Here is a 24,580-nt window from a genome sequence, read left to right as displayed (position 1 = left end):
CCCGTACCACATGATTCATTCGCGGAAGTCGATTGATAGCGTTCAACCGAGCCGGCGGGGAATGATCTATGCGGAGGCACCCGAGGACTGACGTCCAACGCCATCTATTTTTCCCCCGTTCAGTGCATCATCAAGATGGTAACCCGACGCGTCAGCGAGGAAAATGCAGTGTTTTGCGTGGCGAACGAGTGATCCTCGCTGACGCGTCGGGTTGCCAAGACCGCTTCGCGGTCGAAAGTAGATGGCATTGGGCTGACGTCCTTTGGCTCACTACCACGGATCGAGCGTCATTGCTAAGTTTGTCGCTCGCAATTCGTCGCCATGACTCTCTCTCAATCGAATCCCATGCTTCACTTCATCGACCTCGGTGTCAACGTCGACCACGTGGCTACCGTCCGACAGGCTCGGCGGACAACGGAACCGGACCCTGTCGTCGCTGCGGCGCTCGCCGAGCAAGGCGGCGCCGATGGAATCACGTTTCATTTGCGGGAAGACCGTCGTCACATTCAAGATCGCGATGTCGAACTGTTCATGCAGACCGTCCGTGTCCGCACGAACTTTGAACTCGCCTGTGCCGATGAGGTCCTCGACATCTGTTGCCGATTGAAACCCGATTGGGCCCTGCTGGTCCCCGAGAGTCGTCAGGAGGTGACGACCGAAGGGGGGCTCGATGTGGCGGGAGATCAAGGTCGAATCCGTGACGCAGTTGCCCGCATCGCGGACACCGGGATTCAAACGAGTCTATTTCTCGATCCTGATCCATCCCAGATCGATGCTGCCGCTCGGCTCGGCGTCGACGCGGTCGAACTGCACACCGGTCCCTACGCGGTCGCGGCGGACCGCCACGATGTGGCCTCACGCGACCAAACCGCCGTCGAACTCGAGCGGCTGCGCACCGTCGGCCAGCAGATCGTCGATCACGGCATGCGACTGCACGCCGGGCACGGACTGACCTACGCCAACGTCCGTCCCGTCGCCGCCATCGCGGGCATGCGGGAACTCAATATCGGACACAGTATCGTCAGCCGCGCCGTGATGGTCGGCATGAAGGAAGCTGTTGCTGAGATGCGGCGGCTACTCGACAGCGTCTCACTCCTGCACCTCCACAAATGAAATCCCGAAGGCTTGTAGGGTCAACAGATACAGCAGGTACAGCACCGGAATGAGCAGCAATACCAACACCGTCGCTAGCATCAATCCGAACGCCAAACTCGCTGCCATCGGGATTAACAATTGAGCTTGGAAGGATTTCTCAAACAGTAGCGGGAGCAATCCCGCCACCGTCGTCATGCTGGTCAGCAGGATGGGGCGGAACCGGCGTTGGCCGGCTTCGAGGAGCGCCTCCAAGGGCGCCCGACCGGCCCGCACTCGCGAGTTGATGAAGTCAATCAGCACGATCGAATCGTTGACCACCACCCCGGCCAGGGCCACCAGCCCGAACATGCTGAACAGCGTTAGTGGCAGCCCGAGGATGCCGTGCCCCCAGACCGCGCCGATCATGCCGAAGGGAACAATCGCGAGGATCAGTAGCGGTTGTGCGTAGCTGCGGAATTGCAACACCAACAACACGAACATGCACAGGACCGCGACGGCAAAGCCCATCACGAGGCTGCCGACCGATTCGCGACTCTGTTCCTGTTGGCCTTCCCAGCGGATGGAGACGTTCGGGTACATCCGCGCGAATTCAGGCAGGTAGTCGTCCTTGAGCTCACCGATGATCACGTCGGCATTGGCCGTGGTCTCATCGAGATCGGCTGCGATCGTGATGCTACGCTGTTGGTCGACACGATTGATTTCGGAGAACCCACGCTGCAATTCGACTTCGGCGAGTTCCCCGATCGGCCGGAGCGTGCCGAGGTTGTCGCTGACTTGGATCTCGCGGAAATTCACCAGCGACGCGCGTTCTTCGCGCGGATATCGCACCATCAACTTGACCTCGTGACGGCCGCGCTGCAGACGCATGACCTCGGCGCCGTAATAGGTATTGCGAACGGTTTGGCCGAGGTCCGTGGGGGTCACGCCCGTCGACAGAGCGCTGTCCTTGACCTTGAATTGAAACTCCCATTTGCCGGGCGTGTTGTCATCGGAGATGTCGTAGACACCGGCGAACTTGGCAACTCGGTCTTTCATCGTTTCCGTTGCAGCGAGCAATTCATCGATGTGTTCGCTCGCAGCGAGCAGTTTGAATTCGATCGGTTTGCCCCCCGGTCCCGTCCCCACGCTGCCAAAGGTGACCTTCTCCACGCCGGGAATTTCACCGACCTCGTGACGCCATCGATTGATCAATTCGTCGCTGTTGATGTTGCGAATTTCGGGACCACGAAGCTCCGCGAAAATCTGTCCGGAATTGCTCCCGGCGCCGCTCTGTCCGCCCATGGGGCCTTGCGTGTTCGTGATCGAGCCGACTTCCCGGTAGGCCAATCGGACCGGGCCGATGTAGGTGTTCTCGGATTCCGAGGCGGTGGAATCCTTGGTGTAGATATCTTGAACCGTGCGATTCTCTACCGCAGCCCGCTCGTTGGCGATTTGGTTGTTGACGGTAACGAGAGCCTCTTCCATCCGGCGCGTCGCTCGATCCGTTGCCGATGCTGGGGTCCCGTTGGGAAAGACCACCGTCGCCTGCAAGTAGTTGTTGTCCGTCTTGGGGAACAGCACGCTTTTGACGATCCCGCCACGCACCATTCCGATCGTGCCCACGAGCATTCCGACGGCGACCGCGATCGGGAGCACCGGATTGCGAAGACAAAAATGCAGCGTCGGGACATAGACGCGTCGCGCGAACCACTCCATCGCGTCGCTGGCGTGCGAATTGATCCAAAACAACAGCAGCGCGAACGGCCGCAGCGGATAGGTAACGATCGCTAGCATCCGAAAGAAACCGTGGTGGGAATGCGCCAGGTGGCAGGGCAGCACAAAGGTGCTCTCCCACAACGAGATCAGCAACATCGCGATCACGGCAAACGGGATCACCGCCATGAACTTGCCCATCACCCCCGAGACAAAGAACATCGGTGAAAAGGCGAGCACGGTGGTGGCGATCGACGCGGCGACACTCGGCAGCACCTCCGTCGCCCCATCGACTGAGGCATCCATCAGAGATTTACCCATCTGCCGGTGCGCGTAGATGTTCTCCCCGATCACAATGGCGTCATCGACGACGATCCCTAGAGCAATCAGAAACGAAAACAGCGACAGCATGTTCAGCGTCTGGTCGCCGTAGGCGAGCGCGGCTCCCGCTCCCATGATCGAAATCGGAATCCCCAGGGCGACCCAGAACGCCAAGCGGACCTCCAAGAAAAACGCGAGCACGAGAAAGACCAGCGTCAGACCCTGAGCACCGTTTCGCGTCAGCAGCGCGATCCGGTCGCGAACGTCCGTGCTCGTATCGTTCCATAAAACGAGCCGATATCCGGGCGGCAGGTCCGCTTTGGCTTTCTCAGCATAGTCACGCACATCGTCAACCAACGCGAGCAAATCCTCGCTCTTGGTACGCTGCACATTGATCACCATCGCTGGCTCGCCGTTGATCTCACCGGTCGCCGTGATGTCTTCAAACTCGTCGCGAACGACACCGAGGTCGTCCACCGTTAAAACCACACCACCGGGCTGCGTGATCAGCGGCAAATCTTCGATCTCCGACCCGATACGCCCCTTGTTCTTGGCTCGCAGCAGGATCTCTTGACCACTCGATTTCAATTGACCACCGGGCAGTTCGATATTGCGGGCCCGGATGATCGCGGCGACTTGATCCAACGTCAAACCGTAGGAACGCAGCGTCTCTTCAGGGATCTCAACATCGATTTGGTACGGACGCGTGCCCATCAACTCGGCGACCGTGACCGTGGGCAACAGCAGCATCTCGGCGCGAACCCGCTCGGCCACCTCTCGCAACGCGAGTTCGCCATGATGGGTCCGGTCATCCGGCCCGACCACGCCGACGCGGATCGCTGTTTCGCGAAACGTGATCTGTTCCACCGTGGCGTCTTCGGCGAGATCAGGGAAACTCGGAATGCCCTCGACTTCGCGGTCGATCTCCGCCATCACCGAGGAGACATCGCCGACATCGGATTCAAGCTCAGCGAGCACATAGCCGCTGCCCTCCATCGCGATCGACGTGACCTTTTTGATACCGTTGATCGAGCGGATTGCCTCTTCGATCTTCTGACAGATGGCTTCTTCGGTGTCCTGAGGTGTGGCGCCCGGATAGGGCACCTGGATCATCACGACCTCCAACTCAAACTCAGGAAACACCTCACGCCGCATCGACCAGAACGAAGCCGCACCGACGAGGATCAATGCCAACATCACAACGTTCATTCCGGGCGCGTTGTGAATCGCCCAGGAGAGGACACGCTTCATTGATCGTCTCCTGCCGAGCCGGTTGCCGGTGCTGCGTCGTCGGCCTGATCATCACTGGATTCCGGTGAGACAACCTTGGCGGGGGCGCGAACCGGAAACGCATCCGTGTTGATGCTGCCCAAGGGCGAGACGACGACGAAGGCTTGATCGTGCAGTTCGGAGTCGGCGATCTCACATATCCACGCCTTGCCGCGGTCGGGATCGTCTTCGCTCGGCGTGGCAATGTCCTGGGCCATGTTGAACTCGGTGGTCGTCACGAACTCGTCGACCGGGCGGATCCCGTGCAGCACCTGCAGCTCGCCGGCGACCCACTCACCGGCCTCAAAGCCGGCCATTGGATCCTCCAGGTCAGTGCTCGGCGAGCCGTCTTGATCCGCTTCCGCTGCCGACTCGTCACTTGGCGCGGCGGCATCCGCGAGTTCACTATCGCCCGCCTGCTCCGCTGGCTCACCCTCGCTTGGCCGGCCTGCGTCTGACGCACCTTCGTCCGCTTCCTCCACCGGTACCAGGGAATGATCTAGCACGCTGGGGTCGGCCACGAATTGCCAAACCCGATTTCCCGGCTTGAGCGCCTCACTCGGCAGCACGACCAACTCCACAGCTGGATCCAGCTCCAATCGCAGCGAGACAAACATCCCACGCACCAACGTCGTGGGGCCGGCTGTGGCGGTGGGTGTGTTCTCGATATCGACCGTCTTGCCGTCGCGGATTACCTCAAAGGCACGCGGGTTCTCCACAACGATCCGGACCGGCACGGTCCGCGTCTGCTCATCCAGCCCGATTCCGTCGTAGCCACTGAGTTTGCCCCGCCATTGGTAGATCAACCCTTCGCGACCCGAGACCAGATAACGAACCATCACCGAGGTCGGCGGCAGTTCATAGCCACGTTTGGGAAGCTCGGCAGCCAATTCACTGGCGCTGCTCGCGGGGTCGCGCTCGGCTCCCTTCTGATTGAGGACCCAGTACAGTTGATCGACGCGGAGTTTCGAGGCGACCTCGACTTTGGACGTGTCCTCGATCGTCACCACGGGGCTGCCTCGGGAAACGAACGTATTCAGCTCGGCTTGCTCGCTCACGATCACGCCGTCCATCGGCGCGACGATCTCGGTTCGTTGCAAGTTGATTTTGGCCGCCTCGAGTTGCAAGGCTGCCAACCGTTCGGATGATTCGAGCCGTGTACGCTTCTTGCGAGCGAGTTCCAGTTGGTTCTGATAGAGCACGAGCTGTTGTTCGGCCGTCAGGACCGCCCGGCGGGCTTGATCGAGTTCACCCTGGCTGGCGAATTGGTCAGGCAATGCGTCGCGGCGTGCGACCTCGCGTTGTAGCAGTTCGATATCCGCGCGAGCCAACTCCATCGATCGATTCGTGTTGATCATCTCCTGGTCGACCTCGCCGAGCGATTCATAAGCCTGCTGCTGTTCTCGCTGCAATTGCTCCACCTGCAGTGCGTAGTCCGTGGGGTCAATCTTCATCAGCACGTGCCCCTTGGTCACGTACTTCCCCGCTTCACACAACGGCGATTTTTCGACGATTCTGCCCGCTACCTCGGTTGCCAAGCTCGCTTCGCGGTACGGAACCACCGTCCCATCGGCGGTCAGGTGCAGCTTTTCGCCGGTACTCGCCAACGACCGGACCGGGACAACGTCCACCGCCGGTAACGCGAACAGGCGGCCCACCGGCGTGTCATCGATCGGCGGGCGAGCCGCTGACTCGACGCTGCCGAGGTACCAAACCAACCCACCGGCGGCGAGCAACAGCAACACCGGAACCGCGACGTTCAGCAGCAACCACTTCGGCAAATCCCGACTCGGATGCACCGGCAGCTGTTCGGTGGGATCCACGCCGGCCGTCTCGTCCGCGGCGGTACCCGCAGCCGTCTGGTCAGAACCGTCGCCGTTACCCGGCGCCGGCGAATGCGTTGACCGCTGCGGTTTCGGCGAGCGTGTTCGCTGTTCCTCGGCGTACGGATTTCCAGCCGGCTCCGTCCCCGGTGCCGGCTCCGTTCCTGTTGTCTGTTCGGTGGATTCAATGCTCATCAGGACCGTCGCTTTCGATGTGAGTTCGTCCGTCATTGGAATGAGGGGGGATTGGTTCCAGGCGATCTCGTTCCTGGAGAATGTCAAAATGTCCGCAGGCCGCCAGCGTCGATGCGGTGATGTGACGGCACAGCGACTGAGCGTCATAATGCTTCGTCAACGTCTCGGCGGCAATCAACTGTTGATAGACCGGTCGACCGATTCGGTAATAGAGACACTGGCTCACCACACCCAACGCCAGCTGCGTGACGACGTCGCCGTCCTGAGCTGAGTCACCGGAATCCAACGAAATGGCGGTGTTTTCTAAGGCTGGGTCGGGCTTGAGCAACTCTTCGATCGTTTGGCACAAAACCACGAAAAGCGGCTGGAAATATTCGCGAATCAGCACGCCCAGGACTGGGGTGGGCGACTGCATCTCCCGCATCATCAGCATCGCTTCGAACCCCTCCTCGTCGCCCGCGAGCATTCGCGAGAGCAGTGTTTGTACGATTCGTGTCAGCGTCTCACGCGGCGGCGTTTCACCGAAGGCGGGCGTCGGGAACTCGCGCTGCCGCTGCTCACGAATACTCGCGACCACAGCCCGATAGAGTCCCATTTTATCGCCATAGTAATAACTGACCGCCGCCACGTTGACGTCCGCCTGCTTGGCGATCTCGCGCACCGTCGCGCGGTCATAGCCACGCTGGGCAAAGACCGGCACCGCCGCAGCGATCAGGCGATCGGCCGGGTCGCTGGCGGCAGGACCTCGGTCCGGCGGCGGTGCGTGAGATTGGATGGAACGAGACATTGAGAACGTTGGGAATGAAAATTCGAGCGGTTGAACGCGAGAAGCCGCCGGCTCCGCCAATCATGACTAAAACGCCGCCAAAGTTAAACGTCTGTTTGAAACAAATGTTTCGGTTTTTCTGGCGTCGGTGCGGTGGTATAGTCTACAGACCTAGTCGCGGCATCGTCGTCAGGCGTGCCCGACGCCCCTCGCTGGGCTGGCTCTCCCGTTAAACGGACAGGTCGCCTAGGCAGTGTCCGCTGGGGCGGTATGCCGCTAGTACCCCGCCAATGGCTTGCAAGGGAAAAGCGGGTGCCGTAGTCGGCTCGCCGCAGAATTTCGTGGTGACATCTGCCTATGATGATCGTTCCTGTTTATGTCGCGATGGGGTGCCGACCCCCCATGCGTTGGTCTCGCCTCCTTGTATGCAGTTACCATGACTTCCACTCTTGAGCCGTCAGACACTCGCAAGCCATCTCGCCAGCGTGGATCGATGCGAATCGCAGCGACCGCCGTCCTGGTGACGCTCACCCTGTTTGCGGGCGTGGTCCATGGTTACCTCGACGGTCGCTGGTCCGTTAACGCCGACCTGCGGGCCGTGGGCAGCAAGCTCGACGATCTCCCCGAGCAAGTCGGTGATTGGCGATTGGTCGAGACGACCGAGCTCGACGAGGGGGCCGCCGAATTGCTGCGTTGCTACGGATCCACGGTCCGCATCTATGAGAACGCAAAAACAGGCGCTGCGGTAAACGTGGCGTTGTTGTTCGGCCCCCGTGGTCCGATCGCCGTGCATACTCCCGAGATTTGCTACAGCTCGGTGGGAACGAATCAAACGGGCGAGCGGAAAGCCGAACAGATTACGGCCGCTGGTCTGATGGATTCGCTGTGGTCGGTCCAGTTCGCGGTGAAGCCCGATCCCAACCCCAGCCTCGATGTGTGGTATGGCTGGAGCGACGGTGGGGCGTGGGAAGCCAGACCCCAGCCCCGCTTTTGGTTGACGGAAAATCTATACAAAATTCAGGTCGCCGGTCCCGCCGGTGACGAAACCAGCCGGCCGGTCGAAGAGTTTCTTCGGGTTTTCTTGCCGATGACCCACCCGCAGATGGGTTCATCGTAACTCTCCCGGCGTTTAGGCAGTAATTCATCTTTTTTTCATATTTCGACAGGCCGGTCCCCTTGCCGTCGATTCCACCCATGTTAGCATGGTGAAGACCCGCCATTAGAGGAAGGATATTCGATATGTCGCAGAGTTCATTTCACGCAGCCGAGGGCCATGGTGGCCAGGCTGCACAGGAAGACTCATCAATTGCTTCTCGCAAGCACGAACTGTTGCCTGCTCCCTCGTCGCAGCTCGCGGCGGACGAGAGCCACCAGGGGCGTGCCAGTGTATTTCCGGTCCGTGTCGATCGTGCTCACGAAGGCGAGACCGCCGCTGACGCTCCTTCGCTGGAATATTTCTCCAAGCGATACATCGCTGACCGCATCGTCGGTGCTGTCCTGCTCGTGCTGTTTTCGCCTGTTATCTTAGCCCTGTACTTGATCGTGCGAGCCACTTCGCACGGCCCGGGTTTCTATAAGCAAGTGCGTGTTGGACTCAACGAAAAGCCGTTTGAAATCGTCAAGCTGCGTTCGATGGTTTTGGATGCGGAAAAGCCGGGCCAGCCCCAGTGGTCGGTCAAAGGTGATTCGCGAGTCAATTGGGTCGGTCGTGTGTTGCGAAAACTGCACCTCGACGAACTCCCCCAGCTGTTGAATGTGACCCGTGGCGACATGTCGTTGGTCGGTCCGCGTCCAGAGCGGCCGCAGATTTGCGAAGGTCTCGCGGCCAAGATCCCCGGCTACTACGGCCGCAACGCCGTCAAACCCGGTGTGACGGGGCTTGCCCAGATCAACCTGCCACCCGATGAGTCGCTCGCCGACGTGCGGCGGAAACAGATCTTGGATCTGCACTACATCGAAAATGCGAGCTTGTGGTTAGACGTTCGCATGGTCGTCGCCACGGCGCTGCGAATGGTCGGCATCAAGGGAGGTGTTGTCATGGACCTGATGCGGCTCGATCGCACGAACCTCACCAAAGGTGTCCAGGATCCCGCTGGGAAGGAACAGCTCGCGGAAGTCAGTCTCGCCCGCGCAGCCTCACGGTCCGAGTCCACGGTCGACATGCCCACCCGCCTCCAGTTCGCTGGAGCCGACGACAGCACCTGTCACTCCCTCCCCAATCACCCCCGCTAGCCCCAGGTTCGCTGAGCCGAGGGCCATAAGTCGCCCGGGTACTGCCCGCCACCAACGAACGACTGACTTCACCCTCCCGGCGAAGCTGGGAGGGTCGGAACACGAGCCTTCAGCGAGTTTTCCGGGGAGGGCCGAATCGCAACGGAACCGCCAAACCAGCCTCATCCCTCCTTGCCCACCAAGCGTTCGTTCAAAAAGAGGCAAGGCATCGCGAACGCCCGCCAATAAAAACTGGCTCATTCGACGCAAGCGTGCGCGGAGCACAGGGGGAAGGTTTTCTAGGCATGGCTCTAGTATCCAATAATCTTACAAAAATGCGTCCCTGACGAACGAATGTCCGCCAGGGACCGGCAACACCATTGGCGTACCGTCGACCGAGATATCCCTCGCCAAGCCAGCACCTCTGCAGAGCTCGGCTCCGTTTCTCCCGGCAGCTCCAGTCTAACATCCACTATCACCTCCGACAAATCAATCACTGGATACTGGAGCCATGCCTCCAAAACCTCCAGCGCACGCTTCCGTCGGATGAGCCTGTAAAAGCGTAAAATTCGACCATCACCCGAGGCCTCGCGGCTATCGGCTCACAAATCTTTTCCCGCCTGCGTGATGCCCGCCAGCCGAAACGGGCGGAGCCGTTTGGCTACACTCTGCTAATCGCGTGACGATCAACTTGGACCCCCAGCATTTGACGCCCGCTTCGTCCGCTCCTTCGGTCGACCTATGTCACGCATTGAGCGTTGATGTTGAAGACTACTTTCAAGTGTCCGCCTTTGAGGGCCGCGTTTCTCGAAAAACTTGGGAGACCTACGAGTGCCGGGTCGAAGCCAACACGGACCGGATGTTGTCGCTTTTTGATCAATGTCAAGTCCGCGGCACCTTCTTCATTCTCGGTTGGGTTGCCGAGCGGTATCCTGGCCTCGTCAGTCGGATCGCCCAGTCCGGTCACGAGATCGCCTCGCATGGCTACTGGCACCGGTTGGTCTACGATCTCACGCCCGAGCAGTTTGCGAGCGACATCGCCGACTCGGTTGAGGCGATTCACAACGCCTGCGGGATCCGAGCGACGGCCTACCGAGCCCCCAGCTTCTCGATTGTCGAACGATCGCTCTGGGCACTCGATATTCTCGCCGAGCAAGGATTCACGACCGACAGCAGCATCTTCCCGATTTCGGGCCACGATCGCTACGGCATGCCTGGCGCGAAGAAAGAGATCCACACACTGCCCACCGCCCACGGCGACCTCGTCGAGTTCCCCCCCACCGCGTCAAAGATCGGCGGCCTCACCGTCCCCATCGGCGGCGGCTATTTCCGCCTCTTCCCCCGCCAGCTCACCTCCGCCGCGATCACCCAGCACGAACGGCTCAACCGCCCCGCGATGTTCTACATCCACCCCTGGGAAATCGACCCCCATCAACCCCGCATCCAAGGCGCCGGCGCCAAATCCCGCTTCCGCCACTACGTCGGCCTCGCCCGCACCGAACAAAAACTCCGCCGCCTCCTGCAAACCCATCGCTTCGCAACCATGGAGGAAGCCATCGGTCGCTAGCCACGAGCCACAGATAGAAACAGAAAAATGAGCCGAGGGCCGTAAAGCCGAATCGGTAGTGGACGAGGCGACGAGTCCTTGGTACGCAGGGCTCGTCGCCTCGCTCACGCGTCGGGTTACCAAGACCGCCTCGCAAACGAAAGTATGAGCCAATCGCCGTAAGGCCCCGGGTACCACCCACCATCCACCCAGCGCCTCACCCATCTCGCCTCACCCAACCGTCTTCTCCCACAACAAACCACGTTTCGCAACGAGAAGGCCACGGCACCGATCACCGTCCCCCCGTACAACCAGCCCAAACCCCCAACACCGATACTCAGCACCGTCGAAGATTTCGTTTCGAGCAAAAAAATCATGCACCCAGGACGTTTGTGCACGTCCACGCGTGTGTCCCGCTCCCATGCACGTGAATCGCCAGGAAGAATGCATGACTGCGTCGCCCACTGGGGAAAAAACGCAACGATCCACCCGCGGCGAAGCGGCGGCGCCAGCTAGAAACGAGCTGTTAGAAACCTAAAAGCGAGCAGCCAACAGCTACCCGCTTCCTGCCCCCACTGTTAAGATACCCACGCTCCAGTTTTCCCCTCCTGCAGGGAGGGTCAGGCTCTGTTTGAGCCAAAAAGAGCGAGCGCCCCATTCCCACCAAACCCACCCTGGATGCCAGCCCCCGAGCTGTCACCCAAGCGGACGAAGTCCGCGCCGATTCGAAGGAATCGCTTTCAAGTTTTGCCTGCGTTAGTCGATCTGCGAAGCGTCAAACGACCAATGGCATGGGCCTGTCCGGTCTACTCGAATCAGCGTGTCACCGGCAAGAGGTTAGGGATTGTCGAGATGCGAAGTAGAGTATGGTGATGGACCCCTCCACTCGGTTGCTGATGCTGACGCATCGCTTTCCTTTTCCGCCTACCAGTGGCGACCGGATTCGGTCCTACAATCTGCTTCGTTTCCTGGCGTCGCAGTATCGCGTTTCGCTTGCCTGCACGGCCGATGAGCCAGTCTCGGATCAGCAGTTATCCCATGTTCGTGAAATGTGCGAGCAGGTCCACGTTTGCCCGGTGGGTGGTGTGAGTCGCAAAGCCCGTGCGGCGACCGCGTTCGCTCGGGGCAAGAGTCTCACCGAGGGCATGTTCCACACGCCCGATCTCCACAAGCGGGTGCGAGATTGGCATCAGCGTGATCCATTCGACTTCGTCGTCGTGTTCTGCTCGAGCATGTACCCCTATGTCGACCATCCCGATTTCAGGGTGACGCCGACGATTGTCGATCTCGTGGACGTCGATAGTGAGAAATGGACGCAGATGAGCGTCGAGTCCGTCGTCGGCAAACGGCTGGTTTACGCGGTCGAAGCCAAACGCGTCCGCGCACTCGAGCGTCGGATCGCCGAGCAGGCCTCCAGTATCGTGCTGGTGAGTGATTCCGAAGCGGAGTTGTTTCGCCAAGTCGTCGCACCGGCGGCGTCGGTGCATGGGATCAGCAACGGCGTCGACACTGAATACTTCTGCCCCGGCGACCAGTCCACGCCAGCCAAAGAGGCCGGCAGCACGTCAGTCGCCTTGCGTCTCGTGTTCACGGGTGTGCTCTCGTACCCGCCCAACGTCGAAGGAATCAGTTGGTTCTGCGAGCATGTGTTCCCCGGCATCCGCGAGCAGTTTCCAGTCGAGTTGGAAATTGTCGGCCGCAGCCCCAACGCCCGTGTTCAATCACTCGCCGCGATCGACGGGGTCACGGTCGTCGGGGAGGTCCCCGATGTGCGTCCGCACCTCCACCACGCCGACGTTGCCATATCTCCCCTGAAGCTAGCCCGTGGAATCCAGAACAAAGTGCTCGAAGCGATGGCTTGTGAGTTGCCGGTCGTGGTAACGACCCGATCGGCTGAGGGCATTGACGCGATCTCGGGGCAGCATCTTCTTGTTGCCGACAACGTCGCTCAGTGGCAAGCAGCGATCGCGGAACTCGCTCGCCAGCCAAACCGGCGAGCCGTCATCGGCAAATCCGCCCGCCAGCTCGTCGTCAGCGACTACTCCTGGCCCGCCCGTCTGAGCAAGTTCCTCGACCTGATCCCCGATCCGCCTGCGGCAAAGTCGCTCAGCTCTCCGAGCTGATCGCGTTCAGGCGTCGGACCCCTCCTGCTATCAGCTCCCACAGTGCCCGGTCCCCCGCCCCGGGCGTTCCAGCTAAGCTCGCCCGCCGGTCGGGCACGCCCATTCACCCCACTCAACTCACTCCGTACGCAATCGGTTCGGAGAACCGAGCGACAATGTCGCTCAGCTCTCCGAGCTGATTGCGACCAGGCGTCGGACCTCCCCCTGCTATCAGCTCCCGCAGTGCCCAGTCCCCCGCCCTGAGCGTTCCACCTTCCTCGCCCGCCGGCTGGGCACACCCATTCACCCCACTCAACTCACTCCAAACGCAATCGGCTCGGAGAGCCGAGCGACAATAGCACATTTCCGCCAGGCGAGAGCCGAGCGGGTACCGCTGCATAAGCGGCGCAATGCAGACTACTGAGATGAACGATCGACCAGGAGAGTTGTTCGACCCGCACGCGGACTTCGATCAGTGGGACCGCAGTCGGCCGCACCGGCACCAGCCCGCCGCGATCTGCGTTCTCACCATGCGGCTGAACGATTCGATTCCCGCCTCGGTAATCGAAGTTTGGCACCGCCAGCGAATTGATTTTCTACGCCGAGCAGGGATCGCTATCGAACGCGATTGGAAAGAAGGATACCGCGAACTGAGTCCAGCCATGCAGCGACGGTTTGATCAAACGTTCTCGCGGCAACGTGAGGCACTGCTGGATGAGTGCCGAGGTGAGTGTCAACTCGGCAACCCGACTGCGGCTAACGAAGTCGTTTGTTCACTGAGGAAATTTCACGCAGATCGTTACTGGCTCGGCGACTTCGTGATCATGCCCAATCATGTGCATTGCCTGGTCGCTTTCCGGACCACGGAGATCGCGAAGACGCAGCCAGGCGGTTGGATGCGATACTCAGCTCGCCGCATCAATCGGCTGGTCGGCCGCAAGGGCGTTCTGTGGTTTCCCGAACCGTTCGATCATCTCGTGCGCAGCGCGGAACAGTTGTTGTATTTGCGGAAGTACATCTACGAAAACCCCATGAAAGCCGGTCTCAAAGAAGGAAGCTTTGTTTATCACAGGTCAAACGGGCGGTTCTAGGAAGTGTGTCCGACGCACTCGGTTCGGAGAACCGAGCGACAAAGTCGCTCAGCTCTCCGAGCTGACCGCGTTCAGGCGTCGGCCGTCCCGCGAGCCCGCAGAAACGCACCCCACAACGCGGCAAAAAAACCATCGGGCCGGCCGTACGCAATCGATTCGGAGAACCGAGCGACAAAGTCGCTCAGCTCTCCGAGCTGATCGCGCTCAGGCGTCGGCCGTCCCGCAAGCCCGCGGAAGCGTCACCCCACAACGCGGCAAAAAAACCATCGGGCCGGATCGTACGCAATCGGTTCGGAGAACCGAGCGACAAAGTCGCTCAGCTCTCCGAGCTGATCGCGCTCAGGCGTCGGCCGTGCCGCGAGCCCGCAGAAACGCACCCCACAACGCGGCAGAAAAAACATCGGGCCGGATCGTACGCAATCGGTTCGGAGAACCGAGTGACAAAGTCGCTCAGCTCTCCGAGCTGACCGCGCTCAGGCGTCGGCCGTCCCGCGAGCCCGCGGAAGCGTCACCCCACAACGCAGCAGAAAAACCATCGGGCCGGATCGTACGCAATCGGTTCGGAGAACCGAGCGACAAAGTCGCCCAGCTCTCCGAGCTGATCGCGATCAGGCGTCGGTCGTGCCGCGAGCCCGCAGAAACGCACCCCACAACGCGGCAGAAAAATCATCGGGCCGGCCGTACGCACTCGGTTCGGAGAACCGAGCAACAAAGTCTCCGCGCCGGCCGTGTTCGCGTACGGTCTTCACGCCGCACGCGGCCGCAATCACGCCGCAGTCCTGCCAGCCCTCCTCCTGGCTCCAACCAAGTACTTCGACATCCAATAAAGTGTCCAACGCTCCCTAGGCGCATGAGAGGTAGCCGGTACCCTTTCTGTCGAGTTCGACTGGGGGTGTTCCCTCGCCGATTTCCGTGAGCAAACGACGCTGTGGCGATTCTTCGCGAGAACAAATCGCTTGCTTGTACGTTCTAGCAACATTCGCCACTTTGGCGTTGCAAAACTCTCCGCCATGGGACGCCGATGCGTCACCCAAGTGGACGAAGTCCGCGCCGACTGCAGGGCGAATCGAATTGATCGACACTTTGAATAGAAAATTACGAAGATCGAACGCAATCGGCTCGGAGAGCCGAGCGACAAAGTCGCCCAGCTTTCCAAGCTGGCAGCGATCGGGCGTCGGTTACCCCGTCGAAGGATGAATCGTGCTCTGGATTCGCCGATGGTCTCAAGCAATCAGCCCTCCGTCACACCTCGCATGAACCCGCAGCGAGACCAGCGAACAATACGCTCAATAGCACCCAGCAAAGTCGGCTCGGAGAGCCAAGCGATAAAGTCGCCCAGCTTTCCAAGCTGGCAGCGTCCGCCTTTCACCTCCGCAAGCCGTACTGCCTGCCAGCATTGACGGAAAGCCGCTCTCGTCTTACGTAGCCCCGATGCAGCCACACCGAATCACACGCTTGCCCCGCATACTTCACGCAATGCCAACCTCTCGCTCATGAGCACCATCGCCGATACGACCGAATCTGTCGCCGCGGGGGCCTCACGCCCAGCAGGTAGCGAGCCCGAGCACGTGACGATTATCGAAGCACGCAAGGGCCTGCAACTCTTCGATTGGAAGGAACTCGTCGCCTACCGCGATCTGTTTCGATTTCTAATTTGGCGGCAAATCAAGGTCCGCTACGCGCAGTCGGCAATCGGCATCGGCTGGGCAGTGATCCAGCCGCTGTTCTCGATGGTCCTGTTCACAATCGTCTTTGGCCGCCTCGCGAAGATCGACTCCGACGGTGTGCCCTATGCCCTGTTTAGCTTAGCCGCCTTGCTGCCTTGGACGTATTTCAGCAACGCGATCAGCGACGGTGTGGCCAGTTTGGTCAGCGAAGCCAATATGCTGCGGAAGATTTACTTTCCGCGGTTGCTGCTGCCGCTATCCGCTGTCGTCGCCAAGCTTGTGGACTTCGGGATCGCCGCGGTCATGATGGTATTGCTGATGATCTACTATCAGCATTTGCCCGGCCCCGAAATCTTGATCTTACCCTTGCTGATCGTGCTGATGGTCGTCACCGCCAGCGGTGTCAGCGTTTGGCTGACGGCGCTCGCTGTCCAGTACCGCGACGTCAAGCATGCGATGACGTTTCTGATCCAGTTAGGCATGTATGCTTCGCCAGTCGTCTATCCCACCAGCCTGATACCGGAGAAATTTCAGCTCCTCTACGCTCTCAATCCCATGGTCGGTGTGATCGAGGGCTATCGCAGCGCGTTGCTCGGCAGCCAGCCGATCCCATGGAGCCTGCTCGCCGTCGGCACCGCATCGGCAAGTGTTCTGATGTTAACCGGTCTCGCATTCTTCCGCAGCAAAGAAAAAGTATTCGCCGACGTAGCTTAGGGAGTGGCTAGTTGTTAGTTGCTAGTGGCTAGCGATAGCCATGAGGTGGCGGCAGAACTCAGTCTGGGGTGTGAGCCCCAGGAATGGCGTCAGAATCCGTCGCCGAAGCCTACCAACAAGCTCCTAGCCACTATTTCGAAAAATGTCTTATGACGAATTGGATGTTTGGAAGCGATCGGCGCGGTTATCGGTGACGCTCTATCGGGAAACGAAAGAGCTTCGCGATTTTGGTTTCCGCGACCAGATGACACGCAGTGGCCTTTCGATCCCATCAAATATTGCGGAAGGCTATGAGCGAGACAGCGATGCCGAGATCGCCCGCTTTCTCACGATTGCGAAAGGCTCTGCCGGCGAGCTCCGCACCCAGATCCTCATCGGCATCGAAGCCGGCTTCCTCGATCGCACCTCCGCAAAACAGTGGGCCGACGAAGCCTATCAACTCAGCAAAATGTTAGCCGCCCTCATCCGCCACCACCGCGCCAAAAAAGCTAGCCACTAGCCACTAGCCACTAGCCACTAAAAAAATGTCCCACCCCGTTATCTCCGTCGAAAATCTCTCCAAGGCCTACCGTCTCGGTCATAAGGAGGAAGTTCCCGATACGATCACGGGTGCGGCGAAAAATATCCTGATGGCGCCGTGGCGAAACTTCCGTCACCTTCGTTCTCATTCCATCACGGATGCGGAGGGTGGTGAGGACGACACACTGTGGGCGCTCAAGGACGTCTCGTTCGAAATCAACCAAGGTGACGTGGTTGGGATTATTGGTCGCAATGGGGCGGGCAAAAGTACGCTCTTGAAAGTGCTCAGCCGGATCACCGAACCCACCAGCGGCCGGGCTGTCATCCGGGGCCGAGTCAGCAGCCTGCTCGAGGTAGGGACTGGGTTTCACCCCGAGTTATCTGGTCGCGACAATATCTACATGAACGGCACGATTCTGGGCATGACCAAGCGCGAGATTGATCGCAAGTTTGATGAAATCGTCGATTTTTCTGGCGTTGAGAAGTTTTTAGATACGCCGACAAAGCGCTATAGCAGTGGGATGCAAGTGCGATTGGCCTTTGCCGTTGCGGCGCACCTAGAGCCCGAAATTCTCATTGTCGACGAAGTGTTGGCAGTAGGTGACTTTGACTTTCAAGAAAAGTGTCTTCGGAAAATGCAGGACGTTTCATCGTCTGGCCGCACCGTGATTTTTGTAAGTCACAATCTCGCGGCGATAGGGACTCTCTGTTCACGTGCCATCGTACTAAGCAAAGGAGCCATTCAAGCATCGGGTACCGTTTCAGACTCAATCGAAGAGTATCTTTCAGGTTCCCGCACGAAAATTAGTGGTCACAGCGTCCGCTGTGGCGAAAAACAGGTTTTCGTAGTGTCGAGCGAAGAGCGAGAGATACATCGCAAATGTGAGGAGGCTCTTTCCTTCAAGCTGCAATTCCAAACGCCTGATCCAATAGAGAATCCCTCTTGCGGTTTCATTATCTACGATAAAAGTAATGCGCCGGTTGTCGGTGGCAGTTCGAAATTTCAGCGACAATCATCCGGGGGATGCTCCAACACCTGGAAATTGACTTGTGACCTAGGCCATCTGCCACTTTCTCCCGGAAACTATACTGTTTCAATATGGCTTGGTACGCTTAATCACGACCTCGCAAAGGCAGCTAATTTCTTTGACATTACTATCGACGATACAGACCCTTTTAACTGCGGTTTCGCTGTACCCAAAAGCTGGGGGAATCTCTTTTGGCGTGGGAACTGGCACTTCGAAGCCGATTCGATTGCAGCGGCACAGAAATGATTTTAAGAACGCACGGCCCCCGGCATCTCTGATAACAAGAACTTCGCATTGCATTTGAAGTATTGGCATGCTTCTCAGAAGCCGGCGGTGCGCCGTCCTCTGAATCAGTGCTTTAACGAGAACAATTTGGAGAGTACCTTTGGAAATTGAAAAGAAGTCGATTGCTGCTTTTTACGATGCGCACAGCGAACGAATGCTACGTGATTTCGTGAATGGAAACGCTCGCGTGTCCGCAGCAATTGATCTTGTCACAACTCACCTTCATGGTCGAAACGGCAAGATATTGGATGTTGGTTGTGGAATCGGATCAGCGTCTTATCTATTTGCTCAAAAGCTAACGGGTTTCGAAGTGCTGGGCGTCGACATTAGTCCAAAATCAATTGAAATTGGCCGTAAACTCTTTTCCGGTGATCGCGTCTCTCTGGCGGTTTCTGATATGGAATGCTCGCCAGAAGATGGCCCGTTCGATGCCATTGTTCTGGTTGATGTATATGAGCATATACCGCGTGAGAAGTGGCCGGATTTCAATAGGGTACTTGCGTCGTCGTTAACACCCGATGGAATGCTGATTCTGACAACACCAAGTTCGCTGCATCAAAGTTACCTGAAGGAGTGTAAGCCGGAAGGATTGCAGATAGTTGACGAGACAGTAGAGGTTAGTGATGTCATGTCGCTAGCTCGCGATTTGGACGCGACCCTTGTGCACTACAGCATGAAATCGATTTGGCAAACAAATGACTATTTGCATGTTGTGATAGAGCGGTGCCCGCAGTACTCGCCTAAGGTCAAATCGCATCAGCGCAAGCTAACTGTTAATCAGCGATTGCGTCGAAAGATGCGCCATCTCTCTGGGATGTCTCAAGAGCCGGTTGGCGTAAAGGAACGTCGCTGTTACGTAAAGGAGCGACTTGGAGTTGATGTCAAATAAATCACGCGCCATCAAAGTCTGCCTCGTACGACCGAGCGCATTTGGGGTCTCAGAAACCTTCATCGATGCGCACGCATCGAGAGTCTCGTCTGTTAATGACGTGCTCGACTTCCGCGCTTCTATTCCGTACCTCAACGGTCGCCCCGTTCTATCGCAAGCTATTGCGCCGCGCGCCCTGCGTAAAATCAAACGGATTCTCACGAACGCGGATTGGAACGAGGAGATTCAGCTCGGTTTGACTTCGGCTTTCAAGGCTTCTAAAGCAAGTGTTGTTCTCGCCGAGTACGGCATGACCGCTGTTAAAATCCAAAACGCATGCGAGAAGCTGGATGTTCCATTTATCGCGCATTTTCACGGGTATGACGCGAGCAAGCGTGCGGTGCTTGAAGAGTACGCGGCTTCCTATCATCAAATGTTTCAGGCTGCGGCAGCGGTGATAGCCGTGTCACGAGCCATGGAATCCCAGTTGCTCAAGCTTGGATGTCCGAGAAACAAGCTGATCTACAATCCATATGGCGTTTCGTTAGACCAATTCTCCGGGGCCACTCCACAAGAAGCTGAACGACGGTTTATTGCGGTCGGCCGCTTTGTCGAGAAGAAGGCACCGCAAAATACGTTGCTAGCCTTCAGTCAGGTAGTTCAACGTTTCCCGGATTCTCGCTTAATAATGATAGGCGATGGTATCCTGCTGAATAGCTGCCGCGAGTTAGCTGCTGAACTTGAAATTACCCACGCAGTTGACTTCCTGGGGGAGCAGCCACACCACGTCGTCAATGAGAAGATGAGAACGGCCCGTGCTTTCGTCCAGCACTCTGTCACGGCAAAGTCAGGGGATAGTGAGGGGACACCGAACGCTGTTCTCGAGGCAGGAGCAAGTGGCCTGCCAGTAGTTGCGACTCGGCACGCGGGAATTCCTGACGTGGTTGTTGACGGAGAAACTGGATTGCTTGTAGACGAGGGCGATATAGATGGGATGGCCGCGCACATGCAATCGCTCGCTCAATCGGCTGATTTAGCAGGCAAGCTTGGACGAAAGGCTGCCGCCCATATTGCAAATTGCTACACAATGGAACACAGCATCAACCGACTCGAACGGATACTCGAAGCTGCCGCCGAGCGACGCGATATGGACGTCGTGCGTAACGAAATCGATCGCGAGTTTCCTTCCAGCTTGAATCGCAGTAATGAATAGCCAGACTGTACGCGTTAGCCCACGGCTGGCGAACCTGAGAAAAAATTTACAGTCTCCTCAAATGACCTACGGCATTAGAAAAACAGAAGAAGTAGGCTCATCCGACGGAAGCGTGCGCTGGGGGTTTTGGAGGCATGGCTCCAGTATCCAATGACTGATTTGTCGGAGGTGATAGTGGGTGTTAGACTGGATCTGCCGGGAGAAACGGAGCCGAGCTCTGCAGAGGTGCAACTTGGCAAGGGATATCCCGGTCGATGGTACGTCAAGGGTGTTGCCGGTCCCTGGCGGGCATTCGTTTGTCAGGGACGCATTTTTGTAAGATTATTGGATACTAGAGCTATGCCTAGAAAAACATTCCCCTGTGCTCCGCGCACGCTTCCGTCGGATGAGCCAGAAGTAGCCACGGGCGTTCACCACAGCATGCAGTGGTCCTGATTATCAAACAAGATTTCTCGTTCAATGCCGCATCGGAATCGTTGGGCGTCGGTGCTGCCACTTTGCGTTCTTTCCACCGAATACTAGCGAGGTCGCAGACACCGTCAACAGAAGACGAGTCGCTCATCGAGTTGGAGGCCAAGAATGTTTGCCTACGTTGAGAGCTGCAATGCGTTCAAATGGAACGTGAAATCCAAAAGAATGAAACGAGTTGATCCGTGAAGTAGCCGAGTGAAGTTCGGCGGGATCCACGAGCACCAAGATCTCATCCCCAGTATGCATCGATTTCTTTACCGTAGCACGAATGATTTCTGTGCTAATCGCAGATGTATTTTGGGCCCAGGTAGGCAATTATTAAAGCACGCTTCGGTCGCTCCCATTCGAGTGCTCGATGAGTCGCACGGCGTGGTACACCAGCAAATCTGTGGCGATACCAATATTGTTGTTTTTGAACGTGCTTGGATCAAGTTCCCAGCATTCTCCGATCTACGAGAAGCAGAGTTGAGGACGATTGAACACATTGAAGCGTTCTGTAACGCATCCTGCATTCAACACTCGCTTAGCTACTGGACGCTCGTCGCACAATGCCATTCAGCGAGGCAATCTCATGTGTCCGTCAGGCGTGTGCCAACGCGGCCTGAAACGCCCAGTTGGTTTGTGTCACCAAATGATTGCGAAGCTCACGGTCTCTCTGCAACAGCCCAGCTACCGGTTCATAAGATCGTGGTTCTATTGTCTGTCTCGCAGTTTCTGAGTAAGCTGCGAGACTATATTTCATATGATACGAAGTACTCGTTTTCAATACAATTGACTAAGTTTTCTTCACAACTAAGGCATGCGTTTTGCGCACGTCGGCAACAGGATAGCCAATCCATTTACTCTATAGTTGTTCGTCGAGCACAGATTGAATGGCGGCCGAATCTGGCGCGAAAAAGGGAGTTGTTATGTGCAGTCCTGTGAATCACAGAATAGCCAACTGCGAGTACGGCGAAGTGTTGGTATCCATTATTCTACCCTGTTTTAACAGTGATCCCTATGTTTCAGAAGCCATTGATTCTGCATTGCATCAGTCAATCAACGGGATCGAGGTTATAGCTGTTGACGATGGATCCACCGATCGAACCGCGGAGATTTTAGAGTCATATTCTGCAATACATACACATCGCTTTAGTCAGAACAAAGGCAAGTCATCTGCTTTGAACTGGGCTATCGAGCGCGCTAAAGGTCAATACATACTGATTCTTGACTCCGACGACGTACTTGAGAAAGAATGCTGCAAAACTCTCTCTGCGTTTCTAGAGGCAAACCCAGATATTGGAGTCGCTTTTGGCCATGCGAGGCTATTCTGCGACGGATCGGTCCTTAGCGAAAGGCATCCGATAACAGAAGGCGTCAAAAAAATATCCTTCGAGTCCAGGGGGGATTGGCAGGTATTAGACTCAGATGCTTTTTTTGATGCGACATTAAATAGAAGCTTGTGTGCGATGCCATCGACAATGGTACGAAAGTCCAGTTATGACGCTGTGGGGTTGCATAATGAGGCAGTCCCGTCCGGGCAAGACTGGGAAATGCTAGTGCGTCTATCAGAGAAGTACAGATTCGCTTTTTGCGATCAGGTGCTATCTAGTATTCGGCGGCACGATAACAATCTTTCGTCGTCCGATGCCCATCTGTACGCTCGCCTTCGGGGGAGGTGCAACGCACTTGAAGGAATTCTTGAGCAGGTCCACATCTCCGACTCTCAACGGACGTGCTTGTCGAACAGGCTGCTTGCAGGTCGCCTGCATCTTGCTCGTGTGTTGGTTGCTGATGGGGAGTGTAGAGAAGCCCGTAAATTGTATCGTACTATTGCGGATTCTCATTTGGTTTCGCCACCTATGAAATGGCGGATTATGGCTCAATTTCCCGGCGGTGTCATCAAAGCAATTCAGAAGTCACGCCGTTTCTTCAAGCGAAGTGTCTGTTAGGTGGAGCGATATATCTTGGGGCTCAGTCGCTACTGATGCTGCGATATTCTATTATGTGTGTTTTTAGTCGTTTTTGTGACCTTTGCCTCAATGACATGTGAGGCATCTCTGCTGTGCGTTAGTTTGTTCATCGCAGATTTTAGGACGTCAGATTATTCACGAGTAGTAAATTGCTTAGCAAATTCTGAGTTTGCTAATTCCGTGTTTTGGCCGAATGAGGGCGCTCTAGCCGGACGCATCTTCAGCTGAAACGGGCAGACGGTTCAGAATCAGCGTATTTTTTGTTTTTGCACTGTAAAGGCGTTGCTAGCAAACCGGGACGTTGGGGGCCCGGGGCACAAGTAGCTCCACGTGTGTTCGCCATAGGTTTCCTAGTGCATCGTCGAGCAACAATCAGCGTGATGATCCGTCTGCCGTCGAAGGCGGGCGTAGGGAGTGCGCTTTGGGAATGGGCGACCACATGTATCTAGGACTGCTAGTTGGTGCCAGGTGTCCACATGTTTTTAGAGCCAGAGATATATATTGATGCCCCGCTCTCGTGGCTTTCTGAATCCTAGAAATCAGAATAGGGACCGATTATGATTGATGTAAGTGTTTTGATTCCTGTCTACAATGGTGAAGAGTTCATCGCCCAGGCAGTCGACTCCGTTTTGAGCCAAGAGGATGTTGAATTCGAGGTTATTGTAATTGACGATGGATCGAATGACTCCACGGGCGCGATTCTAGCTGGTTATGGTGATCGAGTTCGGGTGATTCGGCAACGCAATGGTGGGCACGTTAAAGCCCGGAATAATGGTGCGAAGCTCGCTGGCGGCGAATGGATTGCCTTCCTCGATGCAGACGACTGTTGGCGTCCGTCGAAATTACGAAAGCAGCTCAGCGCCGCAGATCTTAAAACAGAGCTAGTATATACTGATCGCGAGAACTTTGGCGATCTCAGCCGGGTGTCGAAAATTCAGTCTGATGCGGTTCGCCATCATGAGGGCGATATCTTCGAGCCACTTCTGTACAACAACTTTATTACCGTTGCAAGTGTGATAATGCGCAAGGCCTGTTTTGAGAGATTGGGGGGGTTTGACGAAAGCTTACACGTGTGCGAAGACTGGGATTTGTGGCTTCGGTTTGCTGCACGTGGTGGCATGGCCAAATGCGTGCCAGAGCCACTCACCTTGTATCGTTGGCATGCACAATCGATGTCGAATGACCAGGACAAGATGTGTCTAGGTCGTCGAATAGTTGTCGAACGGGCGATCCAGTCCGAGCGTGGAAAGGCTCTGGGTGACGCTGCTGCAGCCCGAGCGCGTGCGACAGCTTGGAGATGTTCAGCCTGGCATGCTATGCCATTTTCTCGTTCGCGTGCCATTCACTGGTATTCGAAAGCGGCGATGGTGTGTCCGCGCGACCTTAGCATTTATAAACAAATCGCGAAGTGCTTGATTGGAAGATCATAATTGTCCTTCTATTTGGGGACGAGGCTGAGTGTGCTAGTGGTAATCGGAGCGGGAAGATTATCGAGATGTTTTGCGATAGAGATTGTCATAGTTGTTGAGGCATTTTCGGCCATTAGGCGTGCGGTTTTTTTGTGTCGAATCGCTGCTATTGGTACTTAGAGAGTAAGCATGAATTGGCGAAATTGTTTTCTCGTGGGTTCTTCTCGGAATTTAGTGGCACGTATTTTCCGGCATCAGATCGAGTTTGCCGCAGTAAAACAGAATCCTGAGTCGGTAGTTGGCGAAGGAACGAAAGCCTCTTGCGGCTGACTTGATGGATTGA

18 protein-coding genes are annotated in these 24,580 nt (G+C 57.1%); 13 read left to right on the top strand and 5 right to left on the bottom strand.

Annotated elements, in window-relative coordinates:
- Window positions 1–119: 119 nt before the first annotated feature.
- Complete coding sequence (locus CA85_RS25985) at window positions 120–248, bottom strand: hypothetical protein (RefSeq protein ID WP_261344725.1); 129 nt, start codon at window positions 246–248, stop codon at window positions 120–122.
- A gap of 97 nt (window positions 249–345) precedes the next feature.
- Between CA85_RS25985 and CA85_RS22330 the strand changes: the two genes are divergently transcribed.
- Window positions 346–1,113: a pyridoxine 5'-phosphate synthase gene (locus tag CA85_RS22330; protein WP_146393579.1), complete on the top strand. Its 768-nt coding sequence runs from the start codon at window positions 346–348 to the stop codon at window positions 1,111–1,113.
- On the opposite strand, the gene CA85_RS22325 is transcribed toward CA85_RS22330, so the two are convergent.
- Genes CA85_RS22325 through CA85_RS22315 form a run of 3 tightly spaced genes read right to left on the bottom strand, consistent with a single transcriptional unit; the run spans window position 1,090 to window position 7,182 of the window.
- Window positions 1,090–4,359 (bottom strand): efflux RND transporter permease subunit, encoded by a 3,270-nt coding sequence (locus tag CA85_RS22325; RefSeq protein WP_146393578.1) that lies wholly within the window; start codon window positions 4,357–4,359, stop codon window positions 1,090–1,092. The two genes, CA85_RS22330 and CA85_RS22325, sit on opposite strands and share 24 nt — an antisense overlap.
- A complete protein-coding gene (locus tag CA85_RS22320) occupies window positions 4,356–6,395 on the bottom strand; it encodes an efflux RND transporter periplasmic adaptor subunit (RefSeq protein ID WP_146393593.1) in 2,040 nt (679 codons plus the stop codon). Before CA85_RS22320 ends, CA85_RS22325 begins: the two co-directional genes overlap by 4 nt.
- Window positions 6,385–7,182, bottom strand: a complete 798-nt coding sequence (locus CA85_RS22315) for a CerR family C-terminal domain-containing protein (RefSeq protein WP_146393577.1) — start codon at window positions 7,180–7,182, stop codon at window positions 6,385–6,387. Before CA85_RS22315 ends, CA85_RS22320 begins: the two co-directional genes overlap by 11 nt.
- A gap of 415 nt (window positions 7,183–7,597) precedes the next feature.
- Here CA85_RS22315 and CA85_RS22310 point away from each other — a divergent pair, with 415 nt between their 5' ends.
- The 5 genes from CA85_RS22310 to CA85_RS22290 all read left to right on the top strand — a co-directional run bounded on the left by CA85_RS22310 (window position 7,598) and on the right by CA85_RS22290 (window position 14,111).
- A complete protein-coding gene (locus tag CA85_RS22310) occupies window positions 7,598–8,278 on the top strand; it encodes an exosortase-associated EpsI family protein (protein WP_146393576.1) in 681 nt (226 codons plus the stop codon).
- 122 nt (window positions 8,279–8,400) lie between these two features.
- A complete protein-coding gene (locus CA85_RS22305; protein ID WP_146393575.1) occupies window positions 8,401–9,393 on the top strand; it encodes a sugar transferase in 993 nt (330 codons plus the stop codon).
- Between the two features lie 658 nt (window positions 9,394–10,051).
- Window positions 10,052–10,939: an XrtA system polysaccharide deacetylase gene (locus tag CA85_RS22300; protein WP_246113073.1), complete on the top strand. Its 888-nt coding sequence runs from the start codon at window positions 10,052–10,054 to the stop codon at window positions 10,937–10,939.
- A gap of 851 nt (window positions 10,940–11,790) precedes the next feature.
- A complete protein-coding gene (locus CA85_RS22295) occupies window positions 11,791–13,041 on the top strand; it encodes a TIGR03087 family PEP-CTERM/XrtA system glycosyltransferase (protein ID WP_186775139.1) in 1,251 nt (416 codons plus the stop codon).
- A gap of 404 nt (window positions 13,042–13,445) precedes the next feature.
- Window positions 13,446–14,111 (top strand): hypothetical protein, encoded by a 666-nt coding sequence (locus CA85_RS22290; RefSeq protein ID WP_146393573.1) that lies wholly within the window; start codon window positions 13,446–13,448, stop codon window positions 14,109–14,111.
- 608 nt (window positions 14,112–14,719) lie between these two features.
- Here the strand turns inward: CA85_RS22290 and CA85_RS22285 are convergent.
- Window positions 14,720–14,947, bottom strand: coding sequence for a hypothetical protein (locus CA85_RS22285; RefSeq protein ID WP_146393572.1), 228 nt, complete (start codon window positions 14,945–14,947; stop codon window positions 14,720–14,722).
- Between the two features lie 657 nt (window positions 14,948–15,604).
- Between CA85_RS22285 and CA85_RS22280 the strand changes: the two genes are divergently transcribed.
- The 7 genes from CA85_RS22280 (at window position 15,605) to CA85_RS22250 (ending at window position 24,258) form a co-directional block, all read left to right on the top strand.
- Window positions 15,605–16,492 (top strand): ABC transporter permease, encoded by an 888-nt coding sequence (locus CA85_RS22280; protein ID WP_146393571.1) that lies wholly within the window; start codon window positions 15,605–15,607, stop codon window positions 16,490–16,492.
- Between the two features lie 142 nt (window positions 16,493–16,634).
- A complete protein-coding gene (locus CA85_RS22275; protein ID WP_146393570.1) occupies window positions 16,635–16,991 on the top strand; it encodes a four helix bundle protein in 357 nt (118 codons plus the stop codon).
- A 25-nt stretch (window positions 16,992–17,016) separates the two neighbouring features.
- A complete protein-coding gene (locus tag CA85_RS22270) occupies window positions 17,017–18,285 on the top strand; it encodes an ABC transporter ATP-binding protein (RefSeq protein ID WP_146393569.1) in 1,269 nt (422 codons plus the stop codon).
- Window positions 18,286–18,424: 139 nt separating this feature from the next.
- Entirely contained in the window at window positions 18,425–19,213 is a 789-nt protein-coding gene (locus tag CA85_RS22265) for an SAM-dependent methyltransferase (RefSeq protein WP_146393568.1), read from the top strand.
- A complete protein-coding gene (locus CA85_RS22260) occupies window positions 19,203–20,405 on the top strand; it encodes a glycosyltransferase (RefSeq protein WP_146393567.1) in 1,203 nt (400 codons plus the stop codon). Before CA85_RS22265 ends, CA85_RS22260 begins: the two co-directional genes overlap by 11 nt.
- A 1,343-nt stretch (window positions 20,406–21,748) precedes the next feature.
- Window positions 21,749–22,807: a glycosyltransferase family A protein gene (locus CA85_RS22255; protein ID WP_146393566.1), complete on the top strand. Its 1,059-nt coding sequence runs from the start codon at window positions 21,749–21,751 to the stop codon at window positions 22,805–22,807.
- A gap of 578 nt (window positions 22,808–23,385) precedes the next feature.
- Complete coding sequence (locus CA85_RS22250; RefSeq protein ID WP_146393565.1) at window positions 23,386–24,258, top strand: glycosyltransferase; 873 nt, start codon at window positions 23,386–23,388, stop codon at window positions 24,256–24,258.
- Window positions 24,259–24,580: the final 322 nt, after the last annotated feature.

The sequence above is a fragment of the Allorhodopirellula solitaria genome (assembly GCF_007859855.1).
Classification (GTDB): domain Bacteria; phylum Planctomycetota; class Planctomycetia; order Pirellulales; family Pirellulaceae; genus Rhodopirellula; species Rhodopirellula solitaria.
Note: the sequence above shows the minus strand (reverse complement) of the source record. Positions and strands in the feature narration are given on the sequence as shown.

Excerpts from the sequence above, each read along its gene's own strand:
- CA85_RS25985 (WP_261344725.1), bottom strand. The coding sequence starts at position 248 with ATGCCATCTACTTTCGACCGCGAAGCGGTCTTGGCAACCCGACGCGTC.
- CA85_RS22330 (WP_146393579.1), top strand. The coding sequence starts at position 346 with ATGCTTCACTTCATCGACCTCGGTGTCAACGTCGACCACGTGGCTACC.
- CA85_RS22325 (WP_146393578.1), bottom strand. The coding sequence starts at position 4,359 with ATGAAGCGTGTCCTCTCCTGGGCGATTCACAACGCGCCCGGAATGAAC.
- CA85_RS22320 (WP_146393593.1), bottom strand. The coding sequence starts at position 6,395 with ATGAGCATTGAATCCACCGAACAGACAACAGGAACGGAGCCGGCACCG.
- CA85_RS22315 (WP_146393577.1), bottom strand. The coding sequence starts at position 7,182 with ATGTCTCGTTCCATCCAATCTCACGCACCGCCGCCGGACCGAGGTCCT.
- CA85_RS22310 (WP_146393576.1), top strand. The coding sequence starts at position 7,598 with ATGACTTCCACTCTTGAGCCGTCAGACACTCGCAAGCCATCTCGCCAG.
- CA85_RS22305 (WP_146393575.1), top strand. The coding sequence starts at position 8,401 with ATGTCGCAGAGTTCATTTCACGCAGCCGAGGGCCATGGTGGCCAGGCT.
- CA85_RS22295 (WP_186775139.1), top strand. The coding sequence starts at position 11,791 with ATGGACCCCTCCACTCGGTTGCTGATGCTGACGCATCGCTTTCCTTTT.
- CA85_RS22290 (WP_146393573.1), top strand. The coding sequence starts at position 13,446 with ATGAACGATCGACCAGGAGAGTTGTTCGACCCGCACGCGGACTTCGAT.
- CA85_RS22280 (WP_146393571.1), top strand. The coding sequence starts at position 15,605 with ATGAGCACCATCGCCGATACGACCGAATCTGTCGCCGCGGGGGCCTCA.
- CA85_RS22275 (WP_146393570.1), top strand. The coding sequence starts at position 16,635 with ATGTCTTATGACGAATTGGATGTTTGGAAGCGATCGGCGCGGTTATCG.
- CA85_RS22270 (WP_146393569.1), top strand. The coding sequence starts at position 17,017 with ATGTCCCACCCCGTTATCTCCGTCGAAAATCTCTCCAAGGCCTACCGT.
- CA85_RS22260 (WP_146393567.1), top strand. The coding sequence starts at position 19,203 with ATGTCAAATAAATCACGCGCCATCAAAGTCTGCCTCGTACGACCGAGC.
- CA85_RS22255 (WP_146393566.1), top strand. The coding sequence starts at position 21,749 with ATGGCGGCCGAATCTGGCGCGAAAAAGGGAGTTGTTATGTGCAGTCCT.
- CA85_RS22250 (WP_146393565.1), top strand. The coding sequence starts at position 23,386 with ATGATTGATGTAAGTGTTTTGATTCCTGTCTACAATGGTGAAGAGTTC.